Annotated in this window: 21 protein-coding genes; all 21 read left to right on the top strand. The window is 64.4% G+C overall.

The window, feature by feature from the left end; all coding sequences use genetic code 11:
- Positions 1 to 119 precede the first annotated feature (119 nt).
- The 21 genes from rpsJ to rplO all read left to right on the top strand — a co-directional run bounded on the left by rpsJ (position 120) and on the right by rplO (position 9944).
- Positions 120 to 428, top strand: a complete 309-nt coding sequence (gene rpsJ, locus Q0Q02_RS21505; protein WP_043237115.1) for a 30S ribosomal protein S10 — start codon at positions 120 to 122, stop codon at positions 426 to 428.
- A gap of 124 nt (positions 429 to 552) precedes the next feature.
- Complete coding sequence (gene rplC / locus Q0Q02_RS21500; RefSeq protein WP_257732007.1) at positions 553 to 1281, top strand: 50S ribosomal protein L3; 729 nt, start codon at positions 553 to 555, stop codon at positions 1279 to 1281.
- On the top strand, positions 1281 to 1901 hold the full coding sequence (gene rplD / locus Q0Q02_RS21495; protein ID WP_257732006.1) for a 50S ribosomal protein L4: 621 nt from the start codon (positions 1281 to 1283) through the stop codon (positions 1899 to 1901). The genes rplC and rplD overlap by 1 nt, the downstream gene beginning before the upstream one ends.
- Entirely contained in the window at positions 1898 to 2209 is a 312-nt protein-coding gene (locus Q0Q02_RS21490; RefSeq protein ID WP_047582026.1) for a 50S ribosomal protein L23, read from the top strand. Before rplD ends, Q0Q02_RS21490 begins: the two co-directional genes overlap by 4 nt.
- A 10-nt stretch (positions 2210 to 2219) precedes the next feature.
- On the top strand, positions 2220 to 3062 hold the full coding sequence (rplB, locus tag Q0Q02_RS21485) for a 50S ribosomal protein L2 (protein WP_293812563.1): 843 nt from the start codon (positions 2220 to 2222) through the stop codon (positions 3060 to 3062).
- A gap of 8 nt (positions 3063 to 3070) precedes the next feature.
- On the top strand, positions 3071 to 3349 hold the full coding sequence (gene rpsS / locus Q0Q02_RS21480) for a 30S ribosomal protein S19 (protein WP_291658358.1): 279 nt from the start codon (positions 3071 to 3073) through the stop codon (positions 3347 to 3349).
- 3 nt (positions 3350 to 3352) lie between these two features.
- Entirely contained in the window at positions 3353 to 3736 is a 384-nt protein-coding gene (rplV, locus tag Q0Q02_RS21475) for a 50S ribosomal protein L22 (protein ID WP_047582031.1), read from the top strand.
- 10 nt (positions 3737 to 3746) lie between these two features.
- The gene (rpsC, locus tag Q0Q02_RS21470; protein ID WP_149128654.1) at positions 3747 to 4478 is read left to right on the top strand and encodes a 30S ribosomal protein S3; all 732 of its coding nucleotides are present in this window, start codon (positions 3747 to 3749) and stop codon (positions 4476 to 4478) included.
- Between the two features lie 18 nt (positions 4479 to 4496).
- Positions 4497 to 4910: a 50S ribosomal protein L16 gene (gene rplP, locus Q0Q02_RS21465; protein ID WP_293812560.1), complete on the top strand. Its 414-nt coding sequence runs from the start codon at positions 4497 to 4499 to the stop codon at positions 4908 to 4910.
- Positions 4911 to 4921: 11 nt separating this feature from the next.
- Positions 4922 to 5134 carry a 50S ribosomal protein L29 gene (rpmC, locus tag Q0Q02_RS21460; RefSeq protein ID WP_047582036.1) on the top strand — a complete coding sequence of 71 codons (213 nt, stop codon included), beginning with the start codon at positions 4922 to 4924 and terminating at the stop codon, positions 5132 to 5134.
- Positions 5135 to 5144: 10 nt separating this feature from the next.
- Complete coding sequence (rpsQ, locus tag Q0Q02_RS21455; RefSeq protein ID WP_199085553.1) at positions 5145 to 5387, top strand: 30S ribosomal protein S17; 243 nt, start codon at positions 5145 to 5147, stop codon at positions 5385 to 5387.
- A gap of 208 nt (positions 5388 to 5595) precedes the next feature.
- Positions 5596 to 5964, top strand: coding sequence for a 50S ribosomal protein L14 (gene rplN, locus Q0Q02_RS21450; RefSeq protein ID WP_291657142.1), 369 nt, complete (start codon positions 5596 to 5598; stop codon positions 5962 to 5964).
- Positions 5964 to 6281 (top strand): 50S ribosomal protein L24, encoded by a 318-nt coding sequence (rplX, locus tag Q0Q02_RS21445; protein ID WP_293812557.1) that lies wholly within the window; start codon positions 5964 to 5966, stop codon positions 6279 to 6281. The genes rplN and rplX overlap by 1 nt, the downstream gene beginning before the upstream one ends.
- Complete coding sequence (gene rplE / locus Q0Q02_RS21440) at positions 6274 to 6840, top strand: 50S ribosomal protein L5 (RefSeq protein WP_293812556.1); 567 nt, start codon at positions 6274 to 6276, stop codon at positions 6838 to 6840. Before rplX ends, rplE begins: the two co-directional genes overlap by 8 nt.
- Positions 6841 to 6876: 36 nt before the next feature.
- Positions 6877 to 7182, top strand: coding sequence for a 30S ribosomal protein S14 (rpsN, locus tag Q0Q02_RS21435; RefSeq protein ID WP_199085556.1), 306 nt, complete (start codon positions 6877 to 6879; stop codon positions 7180 to 7182).
- A 14-nt stretch (positions 7183 to 7196) separates the two neighbouring features.
- A complete protein-coding gene (gene rpsH, locus Q0Q02_RS21430; RefSeq protein ID WP_047582049.1) occupies positions 7197 to 7595 on the top strand; it encodes a 30S ribosomal protein S8 in 399 nt (132 codons plus the stop codon).
- Between the two features lie 38 nt (positions 7596 to 7633).
- Positions 7634 to 8167, top strand: a complete 534-nt coding sequence (rplF, locus tag Q0Q02_RS21425; RefSeq protein ID WP_293812553.1) for a 50S ribosomal protein L6 — start codon at positions 7634 to 7636, stop codon at positions 8165 to 8167.
- An 11-nt stretch (positions 8168 to 8178) separates the two neighbouring features.
- Positions 8179 to 8541 (top strand): 50S ribosomal protein L18, encoded by a 363-nt coding sequence (gene rplR, locus Q0Q02_RS21420; protein WP_047582052.1) that lies wholly within the window; start codon positions 8179 to 8181, stop codon positions 8539 to 8541.
- Between the two features lie 145 nt (positions 8542 to 8686).
- Positions 8687 to 9250 carry a 30S ribosomal protein S5 gene (gene rpsE / locus Q0Q02_RS21415; RefSeq protein ID WP_047582054.1) on the top strand — a complete coding sequence of 188 codons (564 nt, stop codon included), beginning with the start codon at positions 8687 to 8689 and terminating at the stop codon, positions 9248 to 9250.
- 10 nt (positions 9251 to 9260) lie between these two features.
- Complete coding sequence (rpmD, locus tag Q0Q02_RS21410; RefSeq protein WP_047582056.1) at positions 9261 to 9455, top strand: 50S ribosomal protein L30; 195 nt, start codon at positions 9261 to 9263, stop codon at positions 9453 to 9455.
- 12 nt (positions 9456 to 9467) lie between these two features.
- Positions 9468 to 9944: a 50S ribosomal protein L15 gene (gene rplO / locus Q0Q02_RS21405; RefSeq protein WP_293812552.1), complete on the top strand. Its 477-nt coding sequence runs from the start codon at positions 9468 to 9470 to the stop codon at positions 9942 to 9944.
- Positions 9945 to 10296 lie beyond the last annotated feature (352 nt).

Here is a 10296-nt window from a genome sequence, read left to right as displayed (position 1 = left end):
CGAAGGCGGCCGCACCGTCGGCGCCGGCGTCGTCGCCTCGATCATCGCGTAACGCGTTTGCGTGAGGGGCAGGGGCCCTTCGGGGCCTTTGCCTTTTCACGTCACGGAGAATTGAGACCATGAACGGTCAGAACATTCGGATCCGCCTCAAGGCGTTCGACCACCGCATCCTCGACGCTTCGACGCGCGAGATCGTGTCGACCGCGAAGCGGACGGGCGCCCAGGTCCGCGGACCGATTCCGCTGCCCACGCTCATCGAGAAGTTCACCGTCAACCGCTCGCCCCACATCGACAAGAAGTCGCGCGAGCAGTTCGAGATGCGGACCCACAAGCGGGTCCTCGACATCGTCGACCCGACCCCCCAGACGGTCGACGCCCTCATGAAGCTCGATCTCGCCGCCGGCGTCGACGTCGAAATCAAGCTTTAAGTCGGAGATGGTCTGAACGACGAACCGGTTTCCACTTCGTCTGACCATCTTCGGATCCGATTAAACGGGTCCTCTGTTTCCGGTGACCCCGGATGGACATGACCCCAAAGGAAGGTATGCACCGATGCGTTCCGGTGTGATTGCACAGAAAGTCGGGATGACCCGCATCTTCACGGATGCCGGCGAGCACATCCCGGTCACCGTGCTGAAGCTCGACAACTGCCAGGTCGTCGCGCATCGCACGATCGAGAAGAACGGCTATGTGGCCGTGCAGCTGGGCTCCGGCCAGGCGAAGGTGAAGAATGTCTCGAAGGCCGAGCGCGGTCATTTCGCGGTCGCCAAGGTCGAGCCGAAGCGCAAGGTGGTGGAATTCCGCGTCAGCAATGACGCGCTGATCCCCGTCGGCGCCGAGCTGACCGCGGACCACTTCGTCGTCGGCCAGTTCGTCGACGTCTCCGGCACCACCACCGGTAAGGGTTTCGCCGGCGGTATGAAGCGCTGGAACTTCGGCGGTCTGCGCGCCACGCACGGCGTGTCGGTCTCGCATCGTTCGATCGGTTCGACCGGTGGCCGTCAGGACCCGGGCAAGACCTTCAAGAACAAGAAGATGCCGGGCCATCTCGGCGCCGAGCGCGTCACCACGCAGAACCTGCGCGTCGTCCAGACGGATGCCGAGCGCGGCCTGATCCTCGTCGAGGGCGCCGTTCCGGGCGTAGCCGGCGGCTGGATCCACGTCCGTGACGCCGTCAAGCGTGCCCTGCCGAAGGATGCGCCGCTGCCGGGCAAGTTCAAGGTTTCCGGCGAGGGCAAGGCGGATGAGGCTCCTGCGGCCCAGGCTGAGGAGAACGCGTGATGAAATTCGATATCACCACTCTTGAAGGCAAGTCGGCCGGTTCGGTCGAGCTGTCGGATGAGGTGTTCGGCCTGGAGCCGCGCGCTGATCTGCTTGCCCGCATGGTCCGCTATCAGCTCGCCAAGCGCCGCGCCGGGACCCACAAGTCCAAGGGCCGCTCGGAAGTCGATCGCACCCGCAAGAAGATCTACAAGCAGAAGGGCACCGGCGGCGCTCGCCACGGTGCAGCTTCGGCTCCGCAGTTCCGCGGCGGCGGCAAGGCCTTCGGCCCGGTCCTGCGCGACCACGGCCATGATCTTCCCAAGAAGGTCCGTGCGCTGGCTCTGCGCCACGCTCTCTCGGCCAAGGCCAAGGATGCCGGCATCATCGTGATCGACGATGCCAAGCTCTCCGAGCCGAAGACCAAGGTGCTGCTCGGCCATTTCGGCAAGCTCGACCTGTCGAGCGCGCTGATCATCGGCGGCGCCGAGATCGATACCAATTTCGGCCTGGCCGCTCGCTCGATCCCGAATGTCGACGTGCTGCCGGTTCAGGGCATCAACGTTTACGACATCCTGCGTCGCGACAAGCTTGTCCTGACGCGCGCGGCCGTCGATGCGCTGGAGGCGCGCTTCAAATGAGCCAGTCCGCCAAGAACCTCGACCCGCGCCACTACGATGTGATCGTGGCGCCGGTCATCACCGAGAAGGCGACGATGCTCTCCGAGCATAACAAGGTCGTCTTCAAGGTTGCCAAGACCGCAACGAAGCCGCAGATCAAGGCGGCGATCGAGAAGCTCTTCGACGTCAAGGTGAAGAGCGTCAACACGATCGTCACCGAGGGCAAGGTCAAGATGTTCCGTGGCCGTCCCGGCCAGCGTTCGGACGTCAAGAAGGCGGTCGTGACCCTCGAAGAGGGCCACTCCATCGACGTGACCACGGGCCTGTGAGGGAAGCATCATGGCTTTGAAACATTTCAAGCCGATCACGCCGAGCCTTCGCCAGCTCGTGATCGTCGACCGCAGCGAGCTCTACAAGGGCAAGCCGGTCAAGGTGCTGACCGAGGGCAAGAGCTCCTCGGGCGGCCGCAACAATCTCGGCCGCATCACCGTCCGCTTCCGCGGCGGTGGCCACAAGCGCACGCTGCGTCTCGTCGACTTCAAGCGTCGCGGCAAGGCCGGCATCCCGGCGACCGTCGAGCGGCTCGAGTACGATCCGAACCGCACGGCCTTCATCGCCCTGATCAAGTATCAGGACGGCGAGCAGTCCTACATCCTGGCGCCGCAGCGCCTGGCTGTCGGCGACACGGTCCTCGCGGGTGAGTCGGTCGACGTGAAGCCCGGCAACGCAGCCCCGATGGGCTCGCTGCCGATCGGCACGATCGTGCACAATGTCGAGCTGAAGATCGGCAAGGGCGGCGCCCTGGCCCGTTCGGCCGGCAACTACGCCCAGATCGTCGGTCGCGACCAGGGCTACGTCATCGTCCGCCTGAACTCGGGCGAGCAGCGCCTGATCTCGGGTCTGTGCTATGCTACCGTCGGCGCCGTCTCTAACCCGGATCACATGAACCGGAACGACGGCAAGGCTGGTCGCTCGCGCTGGCTCGGCCGCCGTCCGCATAACCGCGGCGTCTCGATGAACCCGGTCGACCATCCGCACGGCGGTGGTGAAGGCCGGACCTCGGGTGGCCGTCATCCGGTCACGCCCTGGGGTCTGCCGACCAAGGGTAAGAAGACCCGCTCGAACAAGCGGACCGATACGTTCATCGTGTCGAGCCGTCACGCCCGCAAGAAGAAGAACTGAGGTCCGTCATGGCGCGTTCGCTTTGGAAAGGTCCGTTCGTCGACGGATACCTCCTGAAGAAGGCCGAGGTCGCCAGGACCTCGGGCCGTAGTGAAGTTATCAAGATCTGGAGCCGTCGCTCCACGATCCTGCCGCAGTTCGTCGGTCTGACGTTCGGCGTCTACAACGGACAGAAGCATGTGCCGGTGTCCGTGTCCGAGGAAATGGTCGGTCACAAGTTCGGCGAGTTCTCGCCGACCCGCACCTTCCACGGCCACGCTGCCGACAAGAAGGCGAAGAGGAAGTAAGCCATGGGTAAAGCATCCGCCCCCCGTGCGCTGCCCGAGAACGAAGCCACTGCGATCGCTCGCAACCTTCGCGTCTCGCCGCAGAAGCTGAACCTCGTCGCTCAGCTGATCCGTGGCAAGAAGGTCGCGACTGCGCTCGCCGATCTCGAGTTCTCGCGCAAGCGGATCTCGCTCGATGTGCGCAAGTGCCTCCAGAGCGCGATCGCCAACGCCGAGAACAACCATGATCTCGATGTCGACGATCTCGTCGTGGCACAGGCCTTCGTCGGCAAGGCGCTCGTCATGAAGCGCTTCCACGCCCGCGCCCGCGGCCGTGGCGCCCGTATCCTGAAGCCGTTCTCGAACATCACGATCGTGGTGCGCGAAGTGCAGGCTGCGAAGGCCTGAGGAGAGAACGATGGGTCAGAAAATCAATCCGATCGGCCTTCGCCTCGGCATCAACCGCACCTGGGACTCGCGTTGGTTCGCCAACAAGGGCGAGTACGGCAAGCTGCTGCATGAAGACATGGCCATCCGCGCCGCGCTCATGAAGCTCTTGAAGCAGGCCGCTGTCTCGAAGATCATCATCGAGCGTCCGCACAAGAAGTGCCGCGTTACCATCCACTCGGCTCGCCCGGGTGTGGTGATCGGCAAGAAGGGTGCCGACATCGAGAAGCTCCGCAAGGAAGTCTCGAAGCTCACCAAGGCCGACGTGACGATCAACATCGTTGAGGTGCGCAAGCCCGAGATCGACGCGACGCTCGTCGCCGACTCGATCGCCCAGCAGCTCGAGCGCCGCGTCGCCTTCCGTCGCGCCATGAAGCGCGCCGTGCAGTCGGCGATGCGTCTGGGCGCCGAGGGCATCCGCATCAACTGCTCGGGCCGTCTCGGCGGCGCCGAGATCGCCCGCCTCGAATGGTACCGTGAGGGCCGCGTGCCGCTGCATACGCTGCGCGCCGATGTCGATTACGGCGTCGCCACCGCTTTCACGACCTACGGGACGTGCGGCATCAAGGTCTGGATCTTCAAGGGCGAGATCCTGGAACACGACCCGATGGCCCAGGACAAGCGCCTCTCCGACGAGGGCGGCCGCTCCGGCGGTCGTGACCGTGATCACCGCGATCGCGATCGTCGCGAGCAGGCTGCGTAAGGCTGATCGAGAAGAGCCATGCTGCAACCAAAACGCACCAAGTTCCGCAAGCAGTTCAAGGGACGCATTTCCGGCGTCGCCAAGGGCGGCACGGACCTCAACTTCGGGCAGTTCGGCCTGAAGGCCCAGGAACCCGAGCGCGTCACCGCCCGGCAGATCGAGGCGGCCCGCCGCGCGATCACCCGCGCCATGAAGCGCGTCGGCCGCGTCTGGATCCGCGTATTCCCCGACGTGCCGGTTTCCAAGAAGCCGACCGAAGTCCGCATGGGTAAGGGCAAGGGTTCGCCCGAGTTCTGGGCGGCCAAGGTCAAGCCGGGCCGGATCATGTTCGAGCTCGACGGCGTGCCCGAGGAGATCGCCCGCGAGGCGCTCCGTCTCGGCGCTGCCAAGCTGCCGATCAAGACGCGCTTCATCCAGCGCATTGCCGAGTGAGGGAGGGCAAGATGAAAATTACACAGCGTCAGTCCGACCTGAAGGCCATGAGCACGGACCAGCTCCAGGACGAGCTCCTGAAGCTCAAGAAGGAGCAGTTCAACCTGCGCTTCCAGAAGGCCACCGGGCAGCTCGAGAACACCGCGCGCGTCACCGAAGTGCGCAAGGACATCGCCCGCATCAAGACGCTGCAGCGGTCGAAGACCGTCGCGGCGAGCGCGTGAGGAGAGAATAATGCCTAAGCGCGTACTGCAGGGCGTCGTCGTCAGCGACAAGCAGAACAAAACTGTTGTGGTCAAGGTCGAGCGGCGTTATACGCACCCGCTGCTCAAGAAGACGGTGCGCCGCACGAAGAACTATCACGCCCATGACGAGGCGGGGTCGTTCAAGGTCGGCGACACGGTTTGGATCGAGGAGTCCAAGCCGATTTCCAAGCTGAAAAGCTGGGTTGTGCTCGAAGACGCCCCCAAGGCGTGATTTGAGACGGCTTCGCCCGGCCCCGAATCAGGGGCAGGGCGGGGCAGGAAAGAAGCCGGACATGTTTCTCCGCAAAGGTGGAAACCACTTTTGCGGATCGTGTTTTGTTTGAGGCCAGGGGGCGTCGACCCCCGTCAGTCGTAGTCCCGGGCGGCGCTGATGCGGTCCGGGAAACCGCGCTGATACACAGATTGGAAGGATCAAGGCCATGATCCAGGTGCAGACGAATCTCGACGTCGCCGACAATTCCGGCGCGCGTCGCGTGATGTGCATCAAGGTTCTCGGCGGGTCGAAGCGCAAGTACGCCGGTATCGGCGACATCATCGTCGTTTCGATCAAGGAAGCCATTCCGCGCGGTCGCGTGAAGAAGGGCGACGTCATGAAGGCGGTCGTCGTTCGCACCGCCAAGGACGTCAAGCGCCAGGACGGTTCGGTGATCCGCTTCGACCGCAATGCGGCCGTGCTGATCAACAACCAGAAGGAGCCGGTCGGCACGCGTATCTTCGGACCGGTTCCGCGCGAGCTGCGCGCCAAGAACCACATGAAGATCATCTCGCTGGCGCCGGAGGTGCTGTGATGGCTGCGAAGATCAAGAAGGGCGACAAGGTCGTCGTGCTCGCCGGCCGCGACAAGGGCAAGGCGGGTGAGGTTCTCCAGGTTCTGCCGAAGGACGGCCGCGCCGTCGTTCGTGGCGTCAACCTGGTGAAGCGCCACACCAAGCAGTCCCCGCAGTCCGAGGGCGGCATCATCAGCAAGGAAGCGACGATCGACCTGTCGAACATCGCCGTTGCCGATCCCAAGGATGGCAAGGCCACCCGCGTCGGTTTCAAGGTGCTCGATGACGGCCGCAAGGTTCGTTTCGCCAAGCGTTCGGGGGATCTGATCGATGGCTGAGGCTCAGCAGGCGGCGCTCTCGCCGCGCATGAAGAAGCATTACGAGGACGTCGTTCGTCCCGCGATGATCGCCGAATTCGGCTACAAGAACGTCATGGAAGTGCCGACGATCGAGAAGATCGTCATCAACATGGGCGTTGGTGAAGCGACTGCCGACCGCAAGAAGGTCGATGTCGCCGCCGGCGACCTCGCCATGATCGCCGGCCAGAAGCCGGTCATCACCAAGTCCCGCCTCGCCATCGCCGGCTTCAAGCTGCGCGAGAACATGGCGGTTGGCTGCAAGGTCACGCTGCGCAAGACCAAGATGTTCGAGTTCGTCGACCGGCTCGTCACCATCGCCTTGCCGCGCGTGCGCGACTTCCGGGGTCTCAACCCCAAGTCGTTCGACGGGCGCGGCAATTTCGCGCTCGGGATCAAGGAGCACATCGTGTTCCCCGAGATCAACTACGACAAGGTCGACCAGGTCCTGGGCATGGACGTGATCGTCTGCACGACTGCGAAGTCGGACGACGAGGCACGCGCTCTGCTCAAGCACTTCAACTTCCCGTTCCGGCAGTGAACCTAAGCGTTCATACGCGGAAACCAGGAGAGATCGATGGCTAAGAAAAGCTCCGTCGAGAACAACGAGCGCCGCAGGAAGCTGGTGAAGAAATTCGCCGGCCGCCGGGCTCGCCTTCTCGCGATCGCCAATGACGACAACCAGCCGATGGACGAGCGCTTCCTCGCCCGCCTGAAGCTGGCCGAACTGCCGCGCAACTCGGCGAAGATCCGCATTCGCAACCGCTGCGAAGTGACGGGCCGTCCGCGTGCGTTCTATCGCAAGCTCAAGATGTCGCGTGTCGCGCTGCGTGAGCTCGGTAACAAGGGGCTGGTTCCCGGCCTCGTGAAATCGAGCTGGTAAGGAGGACTGGAACAATGGCAATCATTGATCCGCTCGGCGATATGCTGACCCGCATCCGCAATGCGCAGATGCGTCGCAAGTCCCGCGTTTCCACCCCTGGCTCGAAGCTGCGCGCTCGCGTGCTCGACGTGCTGCAGTCCGAGGGCTACATCCGCGGCTACAGCCAGACCGAGTTCGGCAACGGCCGGACCGAGTTCGACATCGAGCTGAAGTATCACGAGGGCCAGCCGGTCATCCGGTCGATCTCGCGTGTTTCGAAGCCCGGCCGCCGCGTTTACTCGTCGGTCGAGACCATGCCGCGCGTGGCCGATGGCCTTGGCGTGACGATCGTCTCGACCCCGCGTGGCGTGATGGCCGATCATGTGGCCCGCGAGCAGAACGTGGGCGGCGAAGTGCTCTGCAAGGTCTTCTGACCTTACAGGCGCCCCGCTCATTTTCAGGAGAAATCCAAATGTCTCGTATCGGTAAGAAGCCGGTTTCGGTTCCCGCGGGCGTCACTGCCTCGGTCACCGGCCAGCTCGTCAAGATCAAGGGCTCCAAGGGCGAGCTCTCCTTCACGGTTCCCGAGGACGTCTCGGTCGCCATGGAGGACGGCGCGATCGCGGTGCAGCCGCGTTCGCAGTCCAAGCGCGCCCGTGCGCTCTGGGGCACCTCGCGCGCCCGCATCAACAACCTCGTGATCGGCACCACCGCCGGCTTCGAGAAGCGCCTCGAGATCAACGGCGTCGGCTACAAGGCCGCCGTCGCTGGTAAGGTGCTGAAGCTGTCGCTCGGCTACAGCCACGACATCGACTACGAAATCCCGGCCGGTGTCGCGATTGCGACCCCGAAGCCGACGGAAATCGTCGTCACCGGCATCGACAAGCAGATCGTCGGCCAGACCGCCGCGGAGATTCGCGACTATCGTGGCCCCGAGCCCTACAAGGGCAAGGGCGTCAAGTACGCCGGCGAATTCATCTTCCGCAAGGAAGGCAAGAAGAAGTAAGGACGCCAGCCATGAGCAAGCAGAACGATGTGACTGCGCGCCGCAAGGCCCGCGTCCGCCGCGCGATCAAGGCGGTTGCCAATGGTCGCCCGCGCCTGTCGGTGCATCGCACCGGCAAGCAGATCTACGCCCAGGTCATCGACGACGTGAAGGGGGTCACCCTGGCCTCCGCCTCGTCGCTCGACAAGGACGTGCGCGAGCAGATCAAGTCCGGCGCCAATGTCGAGGCGGCTGGCCAGATCGGCAAGATCGTTGCCGAGCGCGCGGTCAAGGCCGGCGTGACGGAAGTGGTCTTCGACCGCGGCCCGTACATGTACCATGGCCGCGTCAAGGCGCTGGCCGATGCAGCCCGCGAGGGCGGCCTCAGCTTCTGAGGTTATCGGGTTTCGCCCGGCCTGGCGTCATATGCCGGCCGGGCGACGCCTGTTTACTGGCTTCCCCGCGCAATGATGCACGGGGTTAGGCTCGAGCGAGCGGCGGGACTTCGATTCTCGTCCGCGCAAGTAAGAGGACAGACACATGGCTAGAGAGCCGCGTGAGCGTAAGGACCGGGAAACGGAAGTTTCCGAGTTCGTGGACAAGCTCGTCCACATCAACCGCGTCGCCAAGGTGGTGAAGGGCGGGCGTCGCTTCGGCTTCGCCGCGCTCGTCGTCGTCGGCGACCAGAAGGGCCGCGTCGGCTTCGGCCACGGCAAGGCCCGTGAAGTTCCCGAGGCGATCCGCAAGGCGACCGAAGCCGCCAAGCGTGGCCTCGTCCGTATCCCGCTGCGCGAGGGTCGGACCCTCCATCACGACGTGCAGGGCCGCCACGGCGCCGGCAAGGTCGTGCTGCGCGCGGCTCCGGCCGGTACCGGCATCATCGCCGGCGGCCCGATGCGCGCCGTCTTCGAGGCGGTCGGCATGCAGGACGTCGTCTCGAAGTCGCTCGGCTCCTCCAACCCGTACAACCTCGTGCGCGCCACCTTCGACGCGCTGAAGAACGAGGACAGCCCGCGCTCGGTCGCGGCTCGTCGCTCGCTCAAGGTTTCGGCCCTGCAGACCCGTCGCCGCGATGCCGGCACGGATGCGGCCGCGGAAGCGTGAGGGGGGAATCATGGCAAAGGCTGAGAAGACCTTCACCATCGAGCAGATCGGTTCGCCGATCCGCCGCGAGGCCGCCCAGCGCCAGACCCTGATCGGTCTCGGCCTGAACAAGATCCGCCGCCGCTCGACCCTCCAGGACACCCCCGCGGTGCGTGGCATGGTCGAGAAGGTCAAGCACCTCGTGCGCGTCGTCGACGCGAAGTGAGGAGGGCGACACATGAAACTCAATGAGATCCGTGACAACGAAGGCGCTCTGAAGCAGCGCATCCGCGTCGGCCGTGGCATTGGCTCGGGCAAGGGCAAGACCGGTGGTCGCGGCGTGAAGGGTCAGACCTCGCGCGCCGGCGTCGCCATCAAGGGCTTCGAAGGCGGCCAGATGCCGCTGTATCGTCGCCTGCCGAAGCGCGGCTTCAACAACCTCTTCGCGAAGGACCTGAACGAGGTGAACCTCGGCCGGATCCAGCAGGCGGTGGAAGCCGGCAAGCTCGACGCCAAGGGCGCTGTCACCATCGAGGCGCTCGTCGCCGCCGGTGTCATCACCCGCCAGGCCAAGGACGGCGTCAAGATTCTCGGCGCCGGCGAGTTCAAGACCAAGCTTGCTTTCGAGGTGTACGGCGCGTCCAAGTCGGCCGTCGCTGCGATCGAGAAGGCCGGCGGTTCGGTCAAGATTCTGGCTGCCGCTTCACAGGCGTGACGCTTGATCGGAGGCGGATTCAGCTTCCAGATGGCTGCGCGAAGCGCAGCCATCTGGAACCATCCGGCTCCAGCGCCTACATGACCTTTGCGAACGGCGGCCGGGCCCAGCGCCTTGGCCGCCGTTTGACTGTTTGACGCAAGGCGCGAATCCGCAGACAGCACCACGCGTGCGTTGGCAGACGTGCTTCCAGAGCATCGGACCGAAAAGTGGAATCCACTTTCCGGATCGATCCGATGCTCTGACAATGAGATAGATCATCGTTACCGCGGCCGGTAGGACGCGCGATGATCTAGGGACCAGTTTGAGACCCAGGGACCGGACGCATGGCATCGGCGGCTGAACAGCTTGC

The sequence above is a fragment of the uncultured Allobosea sp. genome (assembly GCF_945956895.1).
Lineage (GTDB): Bacteria > Pseudomonadota > Alphaproteobacteria > Rhizobiales > Beijerinckiaceae > Allobosea.
This window is presented reverse-complemented; position numbering and strand designations above follow the sequence as displayed.

Excerpts from the sequence above, each read along its gene's own strand:
- rplB (WP_293812563.1), top strand. The coding sequence starts at position 2,220 with ATGGCTTTGAAACATTTCAAGCCGATCACGCCGAGCCTTCGCCAGCTC.
- rplF (WP_293812553.1), top strand. The coding sequence starts at position 7,634 with ATGTCTCGTATCGGTAAGAAGCCGGTTTCGGTTCCCGCGGGCGTCACT.
- rplV (WP_047582031.1), top strand. The coding sequence starts at position 3,353 with ATGGGTAAAGCATCCGCCCCCCGTGCGCTGCCCGAGAACGAAGCCACT.
- rpmC (WP_047582036.1), top strand. The coding sequence starts at position 4,922 with ATGAAAATTACACAGCGTCAGTCCGACCTGAAGGCCATGAGCACGGAC.
- rpsH (WP_047582049.1), top strand. The coding sequence starts at position 7,197 with ATGGCAATCATTGATCCGCTCGGCGATATGCTGACCCGCATCCGCAAT.
- rplR (WP_047582052.1), top strand. The coding sequence starts at position 8,179 with ATGAGCAAGCAGAACGATGTGACTGCGCGCCGCAAGGCCCGCGTCCGC.
- rpsC (WP_149128654.1), top strand. The coding sequence starts at position 3,747 with ATGGGTCAGAAAATCAATCCGATCGGCCTTCGCCTCGGCATCAACCGC.
- rplX (WP_293812557.1), top strand. The coding sequence starts at position 5,964 with ATGGCTGCGAAGATCAAGAAGGGCGACAAGGTCGTCGTGCTCGCCGGC.
- rplC (WP_257732007.1), top strand. The coding sequence starts at position 553 with ATGCGTTCCGGTGTGATTGCACAGAAAGTCGGGATGACCCGCATCTTC.
- rplN (WP_291657142.1), top strand. The coding sequence starts at position 5,596 with ATGATCCAGGTGCAGACGAATCTCGACGTCGCCGACAATTCCGGCGCG.
- rplP (WP_293812560.1), top strand. The coding sequence starts at position 4,497 with ATGCTGCAACCAAAACGCACCAAGTTCCGCAAGCAGTTCAAGGGACGC.
- rpsQ (WP_199085553.1), top strand. The coding sequence starts at position 5,145 with ATGCCTAAGCGCGTACTGCAGGGCGTCGTCGTCAGCGACAAGCAGAAC.
- rpsE (WP_047582054.1), top strand. The coding sequence starts at position 8,687 with ATGGCTAGAGAGCCGCGTGAGCGTAAGGACCGGGAAACGGAAGTTTCC.
- rplO (WP_293812552.1), top strand. The coding sequence starts at position 9,468 with ATGAAACTCAATGAGATCCGTGACAACGAAGGCGCTCTGAAGCAGCGC.
- rpmD (WP_047582056.1), top strand. The coding sequence starts at position 9,261 with ATGGCAAAGGCTGAGAAGACCTTCACCATCGAGCAGATCGGTTCGCCG.
- rplE (WP_293812556.1), top strand. The coding sequence starts at position 6,274 with ATGGCTGAGGCTCAGCAGGCGGCGCTCTCGCCGCGCATGAAGAAGCAT.
- rpsN (WP_199085556.1), top strand. The coding sequence starts at position 6,877 with ATGGCTAAGAAAAGCTCCGTCGAGAACAACGAGCGCCGCAGGAAGCTG.
- rpsS (WP_291658358.1), top strand. The coding sequence starts at position 3,071 with ATGGCGCGTTCGCTTTGGAAAGGTCCGTTCGTCGACGGATACCTCCTG.
- rpsJ (WP_043237115.1), top strand. The coding sequence starts at position 120 with ATGAACGGTCAGAACATTCGGATCCGCCTCAAGGCGTTCGACCACCGC.
- rplD (WP_257732006.1), top strand. The coding sequence starts at position 1,281 with ATGAAATTCGATATCACCACTCTTGAAGGCAAGTCGGCCGGTTCGGTC.
- Q0Q02_RS21490 (WP_047582026.1), top strand. The coding sequence starts at position 1,898 with ATGAGCCAGTCCGCCAAGAACCTCGACCCGCGCCACTACGATGTGATC.